Below are 17,754 nucleotides of genomic sequence, written 5' to 3' on the forward strand. Positions count from 1 at the left end.
ACCTCTCCTCAGTCGGCGGGCGCATCCACGGTGGCGGGTCGCCGGCCCGCCCGAGCCGACCGTACCAACCGGACGGCCACCACGATCACCAACAGCGTCATCAGCGGGGCGCCGGGCATCTTGGTGAACCGGGGCAGCCCGGTGCCGTCCGGCAGCACCAGGAACGACGAGATCAACGCCACCAGCGCGAACCACCGGGTCGACCGGTGGGTCGTCGCGGCCAGCACGGCCATCGGCCACAGCCAGTACCAGGGGTGGAACAGCGGCGCGAGGGCCACCGTCGCGGCCAGCGCCAGGCCGGCGTGCCACAGCGGGTCGCGGGTGCGGGCCCGCCACCACAGCCAGACCAGCAGCACCGCCAGCACCAGCATGCCGATCGTCCGGGCCACCGGCAGCGCGTCGACGTCCGCGCCGAACAGGGCCGCGACGTAGCCGGCGGTCTGCCCGACGGCGGTCGGCGGTGACGTCCAGGCGATCACCAGCCCGCCCTGTTCCAGGCCGGCGATCCACCCGAAGTCCAGGCCCGCCGCCAGGGTCGCGCCGGCCACCGCGACCAGCGCGCCGCCGGCGACCGGCAGGCCGTCGCGCAGCAGCGCCCTGATCCGGTACGGCCCGACCAGCGCGGCCAGCACCGCGAACGGCACCACCACCAGCGCGGTCACCTTCACCGCGCCGGCCAGCCCGAGCAGCACCCCGCCGGCCAGCAGCGGCCAGCGCCGGCCCGGATTGGCCGCCACCACCGCCAGACCGGCGACCAGCAGGCCGATCATCAGCGCGTCGTTGTGCGCCCCCGAGACCAGGTGCACGCCGACCAGCGGCGAGGCCAGCGCCAGCCACACCGCCCGCTCCGCCGGTACGCCGCAGCGCCGGGCCAGCACCGGCAGGCAGGCGGCGGTCAGCGCCACCCCGGCCACGGCGAGCAGCCGGAACAGTGCGATGTTGACGGTCAGCGCGGTGTCCGGGTCGAGGCCCCCGGTGATCCGTACCACCGCCCCGGCGATCATCACGAACAGCGGCCCGTACGGGGCGGGGGTGTCCCGCCAGATGTAGGAGATGGTGTCGATCCACGGGCAGGGCAGCGCCGACACCCCCTGCTCGTACGGGTTGATCCCGGCCGCGTAACTCGCGCCCTGGCAGGAGTACGCGTACACGTCGCGGCTGGCCAGCGGCGGCGCGACGAGCAGCGGCAGCACCCACAGCCCGGCGGTGACCAGCGCCCACCGGGTCGACGGCACCCGGTCGCGCAGCGTCCACCACGCCCAGGCCAGCAGCCCGGTGCCGACCAGCCAGAGGGCGAGGATCAGTGGCCCGTGCCGGCTCTGCCAGATGCTGACCGGGGTGGGTCGCAGCTCCGACCCCGGCAGCGCACCCCCGAGGTACGCGGCGATGGCGAGCAGCACCGAACCGGACAGACCGAGCCAGCGGGACAGGTGGTGAGGCACGTCCGTCATGCTGCCAGTAGCGTGGGCGCGGACCGGAGGTGGGCATGCGGGGCAGCAGGGTGGTGGGGTCGGCCACCGTGGTCGCCGTCGTGCTCGCCGGGGGGTGGCTGGCGTCGCCCCCGCTCGGATCGGACCTGTCGGCCCAGGTGGCCCGCGCCGACTTCTTCGCCGCGCACGGCTGGGCCCTGGTCGACCTGCGCTGGTACGCCGGCATCCAGCCGCTCGGCTACAGCCTGGTCTCGCCGCCGCTGATGGCGACCCTCGGGGTACACCTGACCGGGGCGTTGGCGCTGGTCGCCGCAGCCGCCGCGTTCGCCGCCCTGCTGGTGCGTACCCGGGTGCCCCGGCCGCTGCCCGGCAGCCTGGTCGGGGTGCTGACGATCACCGGCAACCTGGTCTCCGGCCGGGTCACCTACGCCCTCGGGGTGGCGTTCGGGCTGGTCGCCCTGCTCGCCCTGACCCTGCCGGACAGCCGTGGCGTTCGCGGGGCCCAGCCGGACGGCCGGGACGGCCGCCGGGCCTGGGGCGGGCGCCGGGTCCGGCCGGACGGCCGGGACGGGCGCTGGACACGGGGCGGGCGGTGGGTCCGGCCGGGCCTGGCGGTGGCCGGTGCGGTGCTGGCGTCGGCGAGCAGCCCGGTGGCGGGTCTGTTCGTCGGCCTGGTCGGGGTGGCGCTGCTGGTCACCCGCCGGTGGGCCGACGGCCTGCTGCTCGGGGTCGCGGCGGCGGTGCCGCTGGCGGTCACCGGGCTGCTGTTCGGTGAGGGCGGCTGGATGAACATCAGCGGCTCCGACACCCTCCGGTCGGTCACGGTCAGCCTGCTGGTGGCGGCGGTGGTGGCGTACCGGCCGGTGCGGGTGGGGGCGTTGCTGTCGGCGGGCGGGGTGCTGGCGGCGGCGCTGGTGCACACCCCGGTCGGGCTGAACGCGACCCGGCTGGTGACGATGTTCGCGCTGCCGGTGCTGGCCGCCGCCGCCCGGCCACCCGCCTGGCTCACCGCCCGACTGCCCCGCCGCCGGGCCGCCCCGAGGTCCGGCGGGGCCACCCGACCGGTCCCGCTGGCCAGCCTGTCCGACGGGACGGGCGCGGTGGTGTTGGCCGTGTTGCTGGCGGTGGTGTGCTGGTGGCTGCCGCCGGTGGTCGCCGCCGACGTCCGCAGCGCCGACGATCCGACCGCCGACCGCAGCTACTTCGCCCCGCTCGCCGCCGAGCTGGGCCGGCGCGGGCTCACCGGGCGGGTGGAGGTGCCGCCGACCCGCAACTACTGGGAGGCCGCACAACTCGGCGAGGTGCCACTGGCCCGGGGCTGGCTGCGCCAGGTAGACATCGGCCGCAACCCGCTTTTCTTCACCACCGTCCCGGGGGCCGGCGGTACCGGTGTGCCGTTGACCGCCGACAGTTACCGGGCCTGGCTGGACGAGTACGCCGTGCAGTACGTCGCCGTCGCCGACGCGCCGCTGTCCTGGGTGGGCCGGGCCGAGGCGGACCTGGTCGGGGCGGGGTTGCCGTACCTGACGGAGGTCTGGTCGGACCGGCACTGGCGGTTGTACGCGGTGACCGACCCGACGCCCCTGGTCGCCGCGCCCGGGGTGCTGGTCCGGCAGGACGCCGCCACGCTGACGTTCCGGACCACCGCCGCCGGCCAGGTCCCGGTCCGCATCCGCCACTCCCCCTGGCTGACCGTCTCCCCCGACGCCACCGTCACCCCCGACGGCCCCTGGACCCTGGTCACCGTCCCCCGCGCCGGCACCTGGACCCTCCACACCTGACCCACCTGACCCACCTGACCCCTGCCCGCGCCCCCTCCCGCCCCGCGCCCGCTCGCGCCCGCTCGTGTTGATCAAGATGTTTGCGTCAGCCTGGTCGCCGTTCCTGCCCCAAACCTCTTGATCACCGCAGAACACCCCCGTCAGGCCGGACGATCAAGAGGTTTGCGTCATCCGCCGCGGTTCACCTGACGTAAACCTCTTGATCAACTCGACTGGGCGGGGGTGGGGGCGGGGGCGGGGCGGGCGCGGACGTGCAGGCGTTCGCCCTGGGGGCCGAAGAGGCTGAGGATCTCGGCCGGCACGTCGAACGGGTTGCCGAACCAGTGCGGGGTGCGGGTGTCGAACTCGGCGACCTCACCGGCGTCGAGGGTGAGGTCGTGCCCGCCGAGCAGCAGCCGGATCCGGCCGGAGAGCACATAGAGCCACTCGTACCCCTCGTGCACCTGTGGGGTCGGCTCCCCCACCGGCACCTGCGGCGGGTACATCATCTTGTACGCCTGGACGCCACCCGGGCGGCGGGTCAACGGCACGATGGTGACGCCGTGCCGGACGACCGGCCGGCGGTGGACCCGGGGATCCCCGATCGTCGGCGTGCCGACCAGGTCGTCCAGTGGCACCCGGTGGAAGCGGGCCAGGGCGAGCAGGAGTTCCAGGGTGGGCCGCCGGCCGCCGGACTCCAGCCGGGACAGCGTGCTGACCGAGATCCCGGTCGCCGCGCCGAGCTGACTCAGCGTCACGCCGCGCTGTTGCCGTAGCGCCCGCAGTCGCGGCCCGACGGTGGTGAGCACCTCGTCCGAGGTGATGTCGCTGTGGTCGTCGGTCACCGCACCAGTTTGCCATTCCGGCAACGATATTTGGCAGAACGGCGATCCGGGCGGACGATCCGGAGCATCGGCGGGACGGACCCGCCCGTGGGGAGGCAGTGGTCATGACGTACCCGGTGGTGCACGACGTGGTGGTGGTCGGCGGCGGCGCGGCCGGGCTCAGCGGCGCGCTGGCCCTGGGCCGGTTCCGCCGCGACGTGGTGGTGGTCGACGGCGGCGCCCCGCGCAACGCCCCGGCCGGCCACGTGCACAACTTCCTGACCAACGAGGGTGTCCCACCCGCCACCCTGTACGCGACGGGCCGGGCCGAGGTGGCCCGGTACGGCGTGACCCTGCTCGACGCCACCGTCACCGCCGCCCACCCGCTCGACGGCGGACCCGCGACCACCGGCGCGGACCCGATCGACAGCGCCCCCGAGCGCACCCGCCCGGCCGGCAACTCGGGGCCGGCGCGGTTCGCGGTGACGCTCGCCGACGGCCGGGTGCTGCACGCCCGGCGGTTGCTGGTCACCACCGGCCTGGTCGACGAACTGCCCGACGTGCCGGGGCTGGCCGGGCGGTGGGGCCGCGACGTGCTGCACTGCCCGTACTGCCACGGGTGGGAGGTGCGCGACCAGGCGGTCGGGGTGCTCGCCACCGGCCCGATGGCCGCCCACCAGGCGCTGCTGTTCCGGCAGCTCACCGACGACGTGGTGGTCTTCACCCACACCGCCGGACCGTTGCCCGCCGACGAGGCGGAGCGGTTGGCCGCCCGGGGCGTCACCGTGGTCGACGGCGAGGTGGCGGAGATGGAGGTCACCGCCGACCGGCTCACCGGCGTACGGCTGCGGTCCGGGCGGGTGGTCCCCCGGGAGGCGCTGGTGGTGGCGCCCCGCTTCGGCGCACGGGCCGCCTTCCTCGCCGGGCTCGGGTTGACCCCGGAGGACTTCGTCGTCGGCGGGCACGCCTTCGGTGACCGGATCACCGCCGACGCCACCGGCGCGACCGGGGTGCCGGGGGTCTGGGTGGCCGGCAACGTCACCGATCCGCAGGCCACCGTCATCGCCGCCGCGGCGGCGGGCCTGAAGGCCGCCGCCGCCCTCAACGCCGACCTGATCGCCGAGGACACCGACCGGGCCGTCGCCGCACGACGCACGACCGCATCCGGGCGGACCGGGACCGGCCACGAGCAGACCGGAGCGGTGGACGACCGGGCCGGGGCCGGGCACGAGCGGACCGGGATCGTGGTCGAGCAGGCCGGGACGGACGGCGGGCGGGCCGACGCGGTGGACGAGGCGACCGCCCGGCACTGGGACGAGTTGTACCGGGGCCGGGAGCGGTACTGGAGCGGGCGGCCCAATCCGCACCTGGTCGACGTGGCCGGGACGCTGCCGCCGGGCACCGCGCTGGACCTGGGATGCGGCGAGGGTGGCGACGCGGTGTGGTTGGCCCGGCAGGGCTGGCGGGTGACGGCCGTCGACGTCTCCACCGCCGCCCTGGAGCGGTCGGCCGCCGCCGTGACCGCCGCCGGGGTGACGGCCCTGGTCGACTTCCAGCGGCACGACCTGGCCCGGACCTTCCCGACCGGGGAGTACGACCTGGTCTCCGCGCAGTTCCTCCAGTCGCCGCTGGAGTTCCCCCGGGCCGGGGTGTTGCGGGCGGCGGCGCGGGCGGTCGCCCCGGGCGGCCGGCTGCTGGTGGTCGAGCACGGGGCGGTGCCGCCGTGGGGCAACGCCGCGCACCACCACACCCGGTTCCCCACCCCGCAGGAGACCCTGGCCGACCTCGACCTCGACCCGGACGGCTGGGACGTCGAACGGCTGGACGCGCCGCAGCGGCAGGCGACCGGCCCCGACGGCCAGACCGGCACCCTGGTCGACCATCTGGTGCTGGTGCGCCGCCGGTAGGGCGGCCCGGTCTCCGTCCACTATGGGGTGAGCCGACCGGAGATCCCCACGGTTGCAGGAATCGCCGGACTACCACCAAAGTAAATCGAGAAGTATTGACGCCCCATTTTCCTTCACGTAGGTTAAGGACCGACAACAGGCCACGGGGGCCTCTGGGAGAACTGTTGGACGACGGCGCAGGCACGCTCTGCCGCCGCACATGCGGGTATCCGCAATTCTCAGCATTGACAGTCGACGTCTCGGTCGAAGGTCGCTCGCTGACCGGCCATGTGCCGCGTCGCGCCATGCCCCCCGCCACCACTTCACGGGAGGAAACCATGCGACACATCGGGACCACACTCGCGGGCCTCGCCCTCGTCGGCACCACCGTCCTCGCCGGCGCCCCGGCCCAGGCCGCAGCGCCCGCCACGACGGAAGCACTGGCCCTGAGCTGCCCCTCCACCGGTGCGCTCTGCCTCTACAAGGACGCCGGCTTCCTCAACATCCTGGACGTGCTCAACGGCAGCGCCAGCCTGGTCAACACCAACGCCGACAACGCGGTCACCTCGGTCCGCAACCGGGGCAACTGCGCCTACAAGCTCTACCGCAACGGCGACCGTTCCGACAGCCCCATCACCGTCGGCCCGCGCACCGAAATCTCCAACCTCGGGACGTTCTGGGGTCTGCAGTGGAACGACTCCATCAGCTACGCGCAGATCTGGTGCTGACCCCCACACCAATCGGAACACCATTTTCCGGCACCTGGAAATAGTGCGGGAAAAGCGTTCCACGACCATTTACCAGGCGGTCGCCATCGGGTGACGCGCTCATTCGGCGTACGCTCAGCCGTCCTCGACGCCGGGGCTCAGACCCCGGCGTCGAGGACGCGTTGCATCGCGGCCCGGGAACGGCGGGCGGTGCGCAGGTAGTCGTCGAGGAACTCACCCGGGTCGTCCGCGCCGAGCAGCCGCACCACCCCGGCCAGCTCCACCCCGTGCCGGGGAAGCTGGTCACCGGCACGGCCCCGGACCAGCATCAACGCGTTACGGACCTGCGCGGCGAGGGTCCACCCGGCGGTCATCGCGACGGCGTCCGCCGGGTCGACCAGCTTGGCGTCCCGGGCCGCCGCGAGCGCGTCGAGGGTACGCGTGCCGCGCAGCTGCGGGTACGCCCCGGCGTACCGGAGCTGGAGCAGTTGCACCGCCCACTCGACGTCGGCGAGGCCACCCCGGCCGAGCTTGGTGTGGGTGGCCGGATCGGCGCCCCGGGGCAGCCGTTCGTTCTCCACCCGGGCCTTGATCCGGCGGATCTCGACCACCTGTTCCCGGGTCAACCCGTCGGCCGGGTAGCGGACCGGGTCGACCATCTGCTCGAACTCGGTGCCCAGGTCGGCGTCGCCGCAGACGAACCGGGCCCGCAGCAGCGCCTGCGCCTCCCACACCCGCGACCAGCGGGCGTAGTACTGGGCGTACGCGGCGAGGCTGCGCACCAGCGGGCCCTGCCGCCCCTCGGGACGCAGGTCGGCGTCGACCCCGAGGGCCGGGTCGGGGGCCGGGGCGCCGAGCAGCCGGCGCAGCTCCTCGGCGATCGCGTGGGCGGTGGCGCTGGCCGTGCTCTCCGCCGTCCCGTCCGGTGGGTCGTAGACGAAGAGCACGTCGGCGTCGGAGAGGTAGTTCGACTCGTACCCGCCGAGGCGGCCGAGCCCGATCACCGCGAACCGCAGGCCGGGCAGCTCCGGTTGGGCGGCCCGGACGGCGCGCAGCGCGGCGGACAGGGTGGCGTCGGTGACGTACGACAGGCCGGTGCCGACCCGGGTGACGTCGGCCAGCGGGCCGGCCGGTGCGCCGCGCTCGGGTCGCGGGGCCAGCCCGCCGGCCCGGCTGAGCACGTCGGCGCAGGCGATCCGGACGAGTTCCCGGCGACGCAGCGCGCGTACCGCCCGGGTCGCCTCGACCGGGTCGGCGTGCCGGGCCGCGGCGGCGGCGAACCCGTCGCAGAGCACCTCCCGGGGCCGGGGGGTCAGCTCGTTCTCCTCGGCCAGCAACCGCAGCGCCTCCGGTTCCCGGGCCAGCAGGTCGGCCGCGTAGCGGGACGTCGACAGCACCCGGGCCAGCCGGCGGGCCACCGGCCCGGAGTCGCGCAGCAGCCGCAGGTACCACGGGGTGCTGCCGAGCTTGTCGGAGACCTGGCGGTAGTTGAGCAGCCCCCGGTCCGGTTCGGGCGCGTCGGCGAACTCGCTGAGCAGCACCGGCAGCAGGGTGCGCTGGATGGCCGCCGTCCGGCTCACCCCGCCGGTGAGGGCCTGGAGGTGCCGCAGCGCCCCGGCCGGGTCGGCGAAGCCGAGGACCTCCAGCCGGTGCCGGGCCGCCTCCGGGGTGAGCCGCAGCCCATCGGCGGGCACCCGGGCCACCGACTCCAGCAGCGGCCGGTAGAGCAGCTTGGCGTGCAGCCGGCGTACCTCGGTGGCGTGGGCGACCCAGTCGGCCCGGAAGCTCTCCACGGCGCTGCGGCCGGGGATGGCGGCGTAGCCGAGCGCGGCGGCCAGCCAGCGCAGCGCGGCCGGCTCGGTCGGCACGGTGTGGGTCCGCCGCAGCGCCTGGAGCTGGAGCCGGTGTTCGACACCGCGCAGGAAGCGGTACCCGCGCAGCAGCGCCTCACCGTCGGCCCGCCCGACGTAGCCGCCGGCCACCAGCGCGCGCAGCGCCGGCACGGTGCCCGGCACCCGCAGCGACTCGTCGCCCCGGCCGTGCACCAGTTGCAGCAGTTGGACGGCGAACTCGATGTCCCGCAGCCCGCCCGGACCGCGCTTGATCTCACGGTCCAGTTCCTTCGGCGGAATGTTGTCGATGATCCGGCGGCGCATGGCCCGTACGTCGGAAACCGCCTCGGGACGCTCGGACGCCCGCCAGACCAGCGGGGCGAGCGCGTCGATCCACTCGCCGGCCAGCGCCAGGTCACCGGCGGCCGGGCGGGCCTTGAGCAGCGCCTGGAACTCCCAGGTGCGGGCCCACCGCTGGTAGTAGGCGAGGTGGCTGGCGAGGGTGCGGACCAGCGGCCCCCGGTTGCCCTCGGGGCGCAGCGCGGCGTCGACCGGCCAGGCGACCAGCCCGCAGACGTGGATCAGCCGGGCGGCGACGGTGGTCGCGGCGGGCAGGTCCTCGTCGGTCGCGGCCACGAAGATCACGTCGACGTCGGAGACGTAGTTCAGCTCGTCGCCGCCGCACTTGCCCATCGCCACCACGGCCAGCCGGGGCCGGGGCGTGCCCGCCGGCAGCTCACCCACCGCGATCTCGTACGCCGCCGCGAGGGTGGCGTCGGCCAGCGCGGACAGCGCCGCCATCACCTGCTCCAGGCCGCGTCCGCCGGTCAGGTCGGCCGCCGCGATCCGCAGCAACGCCAGCCGGTACGCCTGCCGCAGCACCGCCACCGGCGCGGTGGCGGTGGTCAGCCGGCCGGCGAGCGCCAGGTCGAGCCGCCCGTCGGCGGTGGGGGCCAGCCCGTCCGGGGCGGTGCCGAGCACCGTCCACTGCCCGGGGTTGGCGACCAGGTGGTCGCCCAGCGCGGCGGACGCGCCGAGCACGGCGACCAGCCGGCGGCGCAGCCCCGGGTCGGCGGCGAGCGCCGCCAGCAGCTCCGACCCGGTCGCGTCGCCGGCGGCGGTACGGCGTTCGGTCTCCACCATCCGGTGCAGTTGGCGCAGCGCCAGATCCGGGTCGGCGGCCCGGGAGAGCGCGGCCAGCAGGTCGGCCGCCGGCCTGTCGGTGGGTTCCTGCTCGGCGGCCTGCCACAGCCCGAGGCCGTCCGCCCCGAGCAGGTCGGCGGCGCGGACGCCACCGTCGCCCTCGGCGAACCCGTAGCGGGCCAACCGTCCCCTGGTCGGTCTGTTCATCTCAGTGCCCGAGCAGGGGCAGGCTGCGGCGGGTGTCGTCGTCCAGCTCGCCGAGGGCGAGGGCGGCGAACCGGACGGCGAACGGCTGCCACACCTCCTCGACGTCGGCCATCACCCGGTCGCAGGCGGCCACCACCAGGTCCTCGTCGTAGCCCAGCTCGGCGAGCAGTTCGGAGCCACGCGCCCACTCGGCGATCATGGCGGTGTCGCACTCGATGTGGAACTGCAGGCCCCAGGCCCGGTCACCGAGCCGGAACGCCTGGTGCGGGTAGCGGGTCGAGGCGGCCAGCAGGGTGGCGGCCCGGGGCAGCTCGGTGATCTCGTCGGAGTGCCACTGGAGCACGTCCGGGATCAGCGGCACGTACCGGAACAGCAGGTCGCTCTCGGCGGCGTCGCGCCGGCCGACCACCCCCGGGCCCACCTCGGGGCCGGACAGGCTGCGCTCGACCAGGCCGGCGTGCGCGGTGGCGAGCAGTTGCGCGCCGAGGCAGACGCCGAGGGTCGGCACCCGGTGCCGGACCGCCTTGCGCAGCAACCCTTCGAGCTTCGGAAACCAGGGTGCGCCGGGGCTGCCGTCGGGTGTCGGGTAGGCGTGCTGGTCACCGCCGAGCACCACCAGCGCCACGTACCCGGTGAGGTCGTCGGGGATCTCGTCACCGGCGTGCGGACGCAGTACCCGCAGCTCAAGACCCCCTTCCACCAGCCACTCCCCCAGCCGTCGGGGGTCGTCGGTCGGGTCGTTCTCGATCACCAGTGCGGTTCCCACGCCGTCGAGGCTAGCGGGTCCGTCGACCGCCACCGGGAACGCCTCGGCCCGCCCGGCGGGGCGGCTATGCTCGGCCGCTGTGACCGCCGACGATCCGTCCGTCCTGCGCCCGCCCGTCCTGCGGGAAGGTGACACGGTGCTGCTGGTCTCGCCGTCCGGGCCGACCCGGCCGGAGCGGGTGGCCCGGGGCATCGAGCTGCTGACCGGCTGGGGGCTGCGCCCGCAGGTGGCACCGAACGCGTACGCCCGGCGGGGTTACCTCGCCGGTGACGACGCGCTGCGCGCCGCGGACCTGAACGCCGCCTTCGCCGACCCGCACGTGCGCGGGGTGATCTGCACCCGGGGCGGGTACGGCGCGCAGCGGGTGGTGGACCTGATCGACATGGCCGCCGTCCGGCGGGACCCGAAGGTGGTGGCCGGGTTCTCCGACATCACCGCCCTGCAGTTCGCGCTCTGGCGGGGTGCCCGGTTGGCCGGCGTGCACGGCCCCGGGGCGGCCTGGGTGGACGAGCGGACCCCGTTGCGTTCCGCCGAGTCGCTGCACGCCGCGTTGATGACCACCGCGCCGCTCACCGTGACGGCGGTGCCCGGTGAGGAGACGTATCCGGTCCGGGTCCCCGGCCGGGCGGTGGGCCGGCTGCTCGGCGGGAACCTCTGCCTGATCACCGCCACCCTCGGCACCCCGGACATGCCGGACCTGACCGGGGCGGTGCTGCTGGTCGAGGAGGTGCAGGAGCCGCCGTACAAGGTCGACCGGATGCTCACCCACCTGCGCCGCGCCGGGGTGCTCGACGGCCTGGCCGGGGTGGCGGTGGGCCAGTTCACCGACTGCGCGGACGGCTGGGACACCACCGTCGTGGACGTGCTCACCGACCGGCTGGGCGACCTCGGCGTGCCGGTCCTCGGCGGCCTGCCGATCGGCCACGGCCCCGGCCAGCTCACCGTCCCCGTCGGCACCAGCGCCACCCTCGACGCCACCGCCGGCACCCTCACCACCACCCCCGCCGTCCGGTAACCGATCCCCGCCGCTCTCGCCCCGCCCCGGTGATCAAGAGGTTCGCGTCAAGGGAAAGCGCGTTCCTGACCGAAACCTCTTGATCACCGGGGCCGGGGGGTGGAATTTTCAGCTGGCGGACAGGGTCGGGACGGGGGTTTTCCAGGTTCGATGGTCACTGTCGGTGACGTCAACAGCACCACCGACCCATGGAGGACTGATGTCCCGCACGATGTCGAAGAAGCAGCTGCTGGTCGGCCTCGCTGCCGCTGGCGTGCTCGGGGTGGGGATCGCCGCTCCGACGGTGGCCTTCGCCGAGGAGTCGGCGACCCCGACCGCCGGTGTCAGCAGCGAGGCCGAGCCGGGTGCCGACCGGCAGCAGCAGCGCGCCGACCGGCAGAACGAGTTCGCCGAGGCGCTCGCCAAGGAGCTGGGGGTGGACACCGACAAGGTGACCGCCGCCCTGGAGAAGGTGCGTGAGCAGCACCGCCCCAAGGGTGACCGGCCGGAGCGCCCGTCGCCGGAGGACCGGCAGGAGAAGCTGGCCGAGCGGCTGGCCCAGGCGGTCAAGGACGGCAAGCTCACCCAGGAGCAGGCCGACGCGATCACCAAGGCCGTCGAGGCCGGGGTCTTCCCGGGCCCGGCCGGCCGCGGCCACCACGGCGACCCGGAGGGTACGCCCGGCAGGTGACCCGCCTGCGGCCCGCCCGACCCGGCAGGCCGAAGATCGACACGACAGGGCCGAAGTTGCGGTGTCCGGCGCACCGGGACACCGCAACCTCGGCCCCCTGGCGTCAGGCGGCGGTGCCGCCCGAGGAGAACAGCCCGAGGTGGGTGCCCACCGGGTCGCGCAGCAGGGCGAGGGTCAGGCCGCCCGGCGTGGTCCGGGGCGGGGTCAGCACCGTGCCGCCCGCCGCCTCGGCCCGCCCGCACGCCTGCGCCACGTCGGCCACCTCGGCGTAGAGGATCGCGTAGCCGGGTGCGCCCTCGACGAGAGCCCGGATGCCGCCGCCGATGCCGGTCGGCTCCCCCGCCGTGGTCGTCCGGTAGGAACCGCCCCCGGCCGTGCCCTCCTCGGTGAAGGTCCAGCCGAACAACTCCGCGTAGAAGCCCTGCGCCTCGTCCGGCCGGTCGGTGCCGATCTCGAACCAGGTGACGGGTGTGCTGGTCACGCGTTGCCTCCTGTTCCCCCGCCGACCGGGCGGCCGGCGGGCTCGGCAGCCAGCCTCCCGGGTGTCCGCGACACCGTCCTGTCGGTGTTTACCGACCGGTCCGGACACCGATCCGTCAGGCGGCCCGCGCGCCGACCGGTCGGGCGGCCCGCGCCGGGCCGCCGTCAGACCAGGGTCAGCCGGCGCACCCGCTCGGCCGGGACGTCCAGGTCGGCCGGGGAGAACTCCCGGGTCACCCACTCCGGCGACGCCTCGACCCCGACGATCCGGTCGGTACGGAAGCAGCGCAGGCCGGCGCGCAGCCGGCACCAGGCGAGCAGGTACCAGTGGCGGTCGTTGCCGAGGTAGCCCAGCGGCTCGACCTCGCGCGACGAGGACACCCCGCAGCGGTCGGCGTACCGCAGGCGCAGCACCCGGCGGGCGGCGACCGCGTCGGCGACGACGGCCGGGACGGACGTGGCCGGCCCGGAACCGACCAGCAGCACCCGGCCGGCGAGCAGGCGCGCGTCGGCGGCGTCGGCGGCCGGCAGCACCGCGAGCAGTTTGCGCAGCGCCGTGCCGCCGGCCACGGCGAACGGGGTGCCGGCGAGCCGGTGCAGGGCCACCGCCATCGCCACCGCCTCGGTGGCGGTCAGGTTGACCGGCGGCAGGGTGTGCGACCGGTCGACCACGTAACCGCCGGTGCGGCCGGGCTCGGCCCAGATCGGCACGCCGGAACCCTGGAGGGCGACGATGTCGCGTTCGACGGTGCGGGTGCTCACCTCGAACCGGTCGGCCAGCCAGCGGGCGCTGCGCGGCCGAGGCGACACCGCCCGCAGTTCCTCCACCAGGGCATAGAGACGATCCGTCCGGTTCACCCCCGCACGCTACGACGGGGGTACGACACCCTGCCCCCGGTTCAGGCGATGCAGGCGCAGACGATCAGGGCCGCGCCGAAGTGGGTGGCGGCGCTGACCCGGGCCGCCGGGTGCGGCTCGTCCGAGCAGATGACCTCACCGAGCCGACCCGGGGTGAGCAGGTCCAGGACACCGAAGGCGAGCGCCATCACGGCCAGCCCGATCAGCCCGAAGAGCACCGTCGAGGCGAGCCCCTTGGCGAAGTCGTCGTAGCTGGTCACGATCGCGGTGAAGACGATGCCGGCGACGCCGAGCTGGTTGGCGGCCAGCAGCAGCCCCGCGTTGCCGTTGCGGCGTACCCAGATCAGCTCGCGCAGCTTGCCCGGGGTGAGCACGTCGACCAGCACGAAGCCGGCCGCCATCAGCGCCACCCCGACGACACCGAACACGACGCTCTGCCATGCTCCGGTGAGCAGATCTTCCAGCACCGACGGCCTCCCGACCTCCTGCGCCCGGCGGAGGTGCCGGCACGGTGATCGAGACGATAGCGGCACCACGCAACCCCCGACACCCCCCGGACCGGCGCAGAAGCGGGCCGTCCCGCTGCCGGCCCGGGTACGGACGACCCCGGCCGGCGGCGGTACGCGCTACAGCGACAGGTACCGCTGCCGCTCGTACGGGGTGACCTCGCGGCGGTACTGCTCCCACTCGGCCCGCTTGTTGCGCAGGAAGAAGTCGAACACGTGCTCGCCGAGCACCTCGGCGACCAGCTCGGAGCCGGCCATCACGTCGATCGCCTCGGACAGGTTCTCCGGCAGCGCCTCGTAGCCCATCGCCCGCCGTTCGGCGCTGCTCAGCGACCAGACGTCGTCCTCGGCGCCCGGCGGCAGCTCGTAGCCCTCCTCGATGCCCTTGAGGCCGGCACCGAGCATGACCGCGAACGCCAGGTAGGGGTTGGTCGCCGAGTCCAGCGAGCGGACCTCCACCCGGGCCGAGTTCGGCTTGCCGTACGCCGGCACCCGCACCAGCGCGGACCGGTTCAGGTGCCCCCAGCAGACGTACGCCGGGCTCTCGGTGATCCGGTCCGGCAACGCCTGCGGGAACAGCCGCTTGTACGAGTTGACCCACTGGTTGGTGACCGCGGTGTACTCCCGGGCGTGCATCAGCAGGCCGGCGATGAACGACTTCGCCACCTTCGACAGCTTCATCGGGTCGCCGGAGTCGTGGAACGCGTTGCGCTCCCCCTCGAACAGCGACAGGTGGGTGTGCATGCCGCTGCCCGGCTGGTCGGTGAACGGCTTCGGCATGAAGCTGGCCTGCACGCCGGTGGAGAGCGCCACCTCCTTGACCACGTGCCGGAAGGTCATGATGTTGTCGGCGGTGGTCAGCGCGTCGGCGTACCGCAGGTCGATCTCCTGCTGGCCGGGGGCGACCTCGTGGTGGCTGAACTCCACCGAGATGCCGATCCGCTCCAGCGCCAGCACGGCCTGGCGGCGGAAGTCCCGCGCCACGGCGTGCGTGGTGTGCTCGAAGTAGCCGCCGGTGTCCACGGCGGTGGGCACCGAGCCGTCCTGCGGGCCGTTCTCCAGCAGGAAGAACTCGATCTCCGGGTGGGTGTAGAAGGTGAAGCCCTTCTCGGCCGCCTTGGACAGCATCCGACGTAGCACGTGCCGCGGGTCGGCCCAGGACGGGCCGCCGTCGGGCAGCAGGATGTCGCAGAACATCCGGGCGCTCTCGCCGCTGACCCCGCCCTCGAACGGGAACACCTGGAAGGTCGTCGGGTCCGGCATGGCAACCATGTCGGACTCGAAGACCCGGGCGAAGCCCTCGATCGCCGAGCCGTCGAACCCGATGCCCTCCTCGAAGGCCGCCTCCAGCTCCGCCGGGGCGACTGAGACGCTCTTGAGCGTGCCCAGCACATCGGTGAACCACAGCCGGACGAACCGGATGTCCCGCTCTTCCAGCGTACGGAGGACGAACTCCTGCTGACGGTCCACTTCCCCAACCCCTCGCCACGTACGTCCGGCACCGGTCGGCCGGTCCGTCCTGACCGCCCAGTCTTCACCGGCCTGGTTAAGCAGACGTTACGCGACCTGCCGTCGCCCGTCCTGCGGTGTCCCGACGGCCGGATCGACGGGCGGCCCCGCCACCGGCGTCGGGCGGCCCGGGATCGGCGAAAGGGTGGCGGTCGTCTCGTCGGAGCCGCCGGATTGACCGGCTGCCACTGGGGCAAGATGAGGGCATGCCCACCCTGCGTCTGGCCCTGTGCCAGGTCAACCCGACCGTCGGCGACACGGCCGGCAACGCCGAGCTGATCCGCGCCTGGGCCCGTCGGGCCGCCGACGCCGGCGCCCAACTGGCCGCCTTCCCGGAGATGGTGCTCACCGGCTACCCGGTCGAGGACCTGGTCTTCCGTCGTTCCTTCGTCGCCGCCTCGCAGGCCGCGCTGCGGCAGCTCGCCGCCGACCTGGCCGCCGACGGCCTCGGCGACCTACCGGTCGTGGTCGGCTACCTGGACGCCGACGGGCCACCGCAGGTCAGCGGGGACGCCCAGCCGGGGCGGGGGGCCCGCAACGCCGCCGCGCTGCTGCACCGGGGCGGGGTGGTGGCCCACTACTTCAAGCACCACCTGCCCAACTACGGCGTCTTCGACGAGGACCGCTACTTCGTGCCCGGCGACACCCTGACCGTGGTCCGGGTGGGCGGGGTGGACGTGGCGTTGACCATCTGCGAGGACCTGTGGCAGGCCGGCGGCCCGTTCGCGGTGGCCCGGCAGGCCGGCGTCGGTCTGGTGGTCAACATCAACGGCTCGCCGTACGAGCTGAACAAGGACGACGTCCGGCTGCCGCTGGTGCGCCGCCGGGCCGCCGAGGCCGGTGCCCCGATCGCGTACGTCAACATGGTCGGCGGCCAGGACGAGCTGGTCTTCGAGGGCGACTCGATGATCGTCACGCCGGACGGCGACCTGCTCACCCGCGCGCCGCAGTTCGTCGAGCACCTGCTCGTGCACGACGTGGAGCTGGCCGGGGCGGGCCCGCACGCCGCCGACAGCGAGGATCTCGCCGACGGGATGCGGGTGGTACGCCGTACCGTCGAGGAGGTGCCGGCGGCCCCGACCGGGCCGGCGGCCGACGGCGGCACGCTGGCCCCGGTGGCCGACGAGGCCGAGGTGTGGCAGGCACTGGTGCTGGGCCTGCGCGACTACGTCAACAAGAACCGGTTCCCCTCGGTGGTGCTGGGCCTGTCCGGCGGCATCGACTCGGCGGTGGTGGCCGCGCTGGCCGTCGACGCGCTCGGGCCGCAGCGGGTGGTCGGGGTCTCGCTGCCCAGCCAGCACTCCTCGGAGCACTCCCGGGCCGACGCGGAGGACCTCGCCAAGCGCACCGGCCTGGACTACCGGGTCGAGCCGATCCAGCCGATGGTGGACACCTTCCTGGCGAACATCTCGCTGTCCGGGGTGGCGGTGGAGAACCTCCAGGCCCGGGTGCGCGGGGTGATCCTGATGGCGCTGTCGAACCAGGAGGGCCACCTGGTCCTCACCACCGGCAACAAGAGTGAGCTGGCGGTTGGCTACTCGACCCTCTACGGCGACTCGGTCGGCGGTTTCAACCCGGTCAAGGACGTCTGGAAGACGCTGGTCTGGCGGCTGGCGAAGTGGCGCAACGCCGACGCGGCCCGCCGGGGCGAGACCCCGCCGATCCCGGAGAACTCCATCGGCAAGCCCCCGTCGGCCGAGCTGAGCCCCGGCCAGCTCGACAGCGACAGCCTGCCCGACTACGACGTGCTGGACCCGATCCTGATCGGCTACGTCGACGGCGACCTGGGCCGGGCCGGGCTGGTCGAGTCCGGCCACGACCCGGCGGTGGTGGACCGGGTGCTGCGGCTGGTGGACACCGCCGAGTACAAGCGCCGGCAGTCCGCGCCGGGCACGAAGATCTCGATCAAGGCGTTCGGCCGGGACCGCCGGCTGCCGATCACCAACCGCTGGCGCGAGGACGGCTGAGCACCCCGGGCCGGCCGGCTGAGCACCGACGCCGGCCGGCCCCGGTCGGTCGGCGTCGGTCGGTCGGCGTCGGTCGGTCGGCGTCGGTCGGCCGGCGTCGGTCGGCCGGCGTCGGTCGGCCGGCGTCGGCCCGGCGGAGTGAAATCCTGCACTGTTCCCTGCCGTCGACCCGTCGTGCGGTGCGACGATCGCGG

At 74.4% G+C, this 17,754-nt stretch carries 14 protein-coding genes; 6 read left to right on the forward strand and 8 right to left on the reverse strand.

From position 1 onward, the window contains the following. Nucleotides 1–8: 8 nt before the first annotated feature. Nucleotides 9–1,451: a polyprenol phosphomannose-dependent alpha 1,6 mannosyltransferase MptB gene (gene mptB, locus FJK98_RS24470; protein ID WP_145921089.1), complete on the reverse strand. Its 1,443-nt coding sequence runs from the start codon at nt 1,449–1,451 to the stop codon at nt 9–11. Nucleotides 1,452–1,486: 35 nt separating this feature from the next. Between mptB and FJK98_RS24475 the strand changes: the two genes are divergently transcribed. Beyond that, nucleotides 1,487–3,211, forward strand: a complete 1,725-nt coding sequence (locus tag FJK98_RS24475; protein ID WP_145921090.1) for a hypothetical protein — start codon at nt 1,487–1,489, stop codon at nt 3,209–3,211. Nucleotides 3,212–3,414: 203 nt separating this feature from the next. Here the strand turns inward: FJK98_RS24475 and FJK98_RS24480 are convergent, their stop codons facing one another. Next, a complete protein-coding gene (locus tag FJK98_RS24480) occupies nt 3,415–4,035 on the reverse strand; it encodes a helix-turn-helix domain-containing protein (RefSeq protein WP_240762311.1) in 621 nt (206 codons plus the stop codon). Between the two features lie 104 nt (nt 4,036–4,139). Between FJK98_RS24480 and FJK98_RS24485 the strand changes: the two genes are divergently transcribed. Together FJK98_RS24485 and FJK98_RS24490 are read left to right on the forward strand one after the other, a co-directional pair. After that, nucleotides 4,140–5,921: an FAD-dependent oxidoreductase gene (locus FJK98_RS24485; RefSeq protein WP_145921091.1), complete on the forward strand. Its 1,782-nt coding sequence runs from the start codon at nt 4,140–4,142 to the stop codon at nt 5,919–5,921. A 317-nt stretch (nt 5,922–6,238) separates the two neighbouring features. Further along, the gene (locus FJK98_RS24490) at nt 6,239–6,628 is read left to right on the forward strand and encodes a peptidase inhibitor family I36 protein (protein WP_145921092.1); all 390 of its coding nucleotides are present in this window, start codon (nt 6,239–6,241) and stop codon (nt 6,626–6,628) included. Between the two features lie 137 nt (nt 6,629–6,765). Here FJK98_RS24490 and FJK98_RS24495 read toward each other — a convergent pair whose 3' ends face one another. Continuing rightward, nucleotides 6,766–9,789, reverse strand: a complete 3,024-nt coding sequence (locus FJK98_RS24495) for a bifunctional [glutamine synthetase] adenylyltransferase/[glutamine synthetase]-adenylyl-L-tyrosine phosphorylase (protein ID WP_145921093.1) — start codon at nt 9,787–9,789, stop codon at nt 6,766–6,768. A 1-nt stretch (nt 9,790) separates the two neighbouring features. Next, nucleotides 9,791–10,555: a type 1 glutamine amidotransferase gene (locus FJK98_RS24500; RefSeq protein ID WP_145921094.1), complete on the reverse strand. Its 765-nt coding sequence runs from the start codon at nt 10,553–10,555 to the stop codon at nt 9,791–9,793. A gap of 79 nt (nt 10,556–10,634) precedes the next feature. Here FJK98_RS24500 and FJK98_RS24505 point away from each other — a divergent pair, with 79 nt between their 5' ends. Together FJK98_RS24505 and FJK98_RS24510 are read left to right on the forward strand one after the other, a co-directional pair. Next, nucleotides 10,635–11,570, forward strand: a complete 936-nt coding sequence (locus FJK98_RS24505; protein ID WP_145921095.1) for an LD-carboxypeptidase — start codon at nt 10,635–10,637, stop codon at nt 11,568–11,570. A gap of 199 nt (nt 11,571–11,769) precedes the next feature. After that, nucleotides 11,770–12,240, forward strand: coding sequence for a hypothetical protein (locus tag FJK98_RS24510; RefSeq protein WP_145921096.1), 471 nt, complete (start codon nt 11,770–11,772; stop codon nt 12,238–12,240). A 103-nt stretch (nt 12,241–12,343) separates the two neighbouring features. On the opposite strand, the gene FJK98_RS24515 is transcribed toward FJK98_RS24510, so the two are convergent. The 4 genes from FJK98_RS24515 to glnA all read right to left on the reverse strand — a co-directional run bounded on the left by FJK98_RS24515 (nt 12,344) and on the right by glnA (nt 15,554). Beyond that, nucleotides 12,344–12,721: a VOC family protein gene (locus FJK98_RS24515; RefSeq protein ID WP_145921097.1), complete on the reverse strand. Its 378-nt coding sequence runs from the start codon at nt 12,719–12,721 to the stop codon at nt 12,344–12,346. 164 nt (nt 12,722–12,885) lie between these two features. After that, complete coding sequence (locus tag FJK98_RS24520; RefSeq protein ID WP_145921098.1) at nt 12,886–13,578, reverse strand: YafY family protein; 693 nt, start codon at nt 13,576–13,578, stop codon at nt 12,886–12,888. A gap of 41 nt (nt 13,579–13,619) precedes the next feature. Continuing rightward, nucleotides 13,620–14,045 carry a DUF350 domain-containing protein gene (locus FJK98_RS24525; RefSeq protein ID WP_145921099.1) on the reverse strand — a complete coding sequence of 142 codons (426 nt, stop codon included), beginning with the start codon at nt 14,043–14,045 and terminating at the stop codon, nt 13,620–13,622. 159 nt (nt 14,046–14,204) lie between these two features. Beyond that, nucleotides 14,205–15,554: a type I glutamate--ammonia ligase gene (gene glnA, locus FJK98_RS24530; protein WP_088644813.1), complete on the reverse strand. Its 1,350-nt coding sequence runs from the start codon at nt 15,552–15,554 to the stop codon at nt 14,205–14,207. Nucleotides 15,555–15,799: 245 nt separating this feature from the next. Here glnA and FJK98_RS24535 point away from each other — a divergent pair, with 245 nt between their 5' ends. Then, nucleotides 15,800–17,560 carry an NAD+ synthase gene (locus FJK98_RS24535; protein WP_145921100.1) on the forward strand — a complete coding sequence of 587 codons (1,761 nt, stop codon included), beginning with the start codon at nt 15,800–15,802 and terminating at the stop codon, nt 17,558–17,560. Nucleotides 17,561–17,754 lie beyond the last annotated feature (194 nt).

It is taken from the genome of Micromonospora sp. HM134 (assembly GCF_007833915.1).
GTDB lineage: Bacteria > Actinomycetota > Actinomycetes > Mycobacteriales > Micromonosporaceae > Micromonospora > Micromonospora wenchangensis.

Coding starts and splice junctions, on each gene's coding strand:
- FJK98_RS24510 (WP_145921096.1), top strand. CDS start 11,770: ATGTCCCGCACGATGTCGAAGAAGCAGCTGCTGGTCGGCCTCGCTGCC.
- mptB (WP_145921089.1), bottom strand. CDS start 1,451: ATGACGGACGTGCCTCACCACCTGTCCCGCTGGCTCGGTCTGTCCGGT.
- FJK98_RS24495 (WP_145921093.1), bottom strand. CDS start 9,789: ATGAACAGACCGACCAGGGGACGGTTGGCCCGCTACGGGTTCGCCGAG.
- FJK98_RS24535 (WP_145921100.1), top strand. CDS start 15,800: ATGCCCACCCTGCGTCTGGCCCTGTGCCAGGTCAACCCGACCGTCGGC.
- FJK98_RS24485 (WP_145921091.1), top strand. CDS start 4,140: ATGACGTACCCGGTGGTGCACGACGTGGTGGTGGTCGGCGGCGGCGCG.
- FJK98_RS24475 (WP_145921090.1), top strand. CDS start 1,487: ATGCGGGGCAGCAGGGTGGTGGGGTCGGCCACCGTGGTCGCCGTCGTG.
- FJK98_RS24490 (WP_145921092.1), top strand. CDS start 6,239: ATGCGACACATCGGGACCACACTCGCGGGCCTCGCCCTCGTCGGCACC.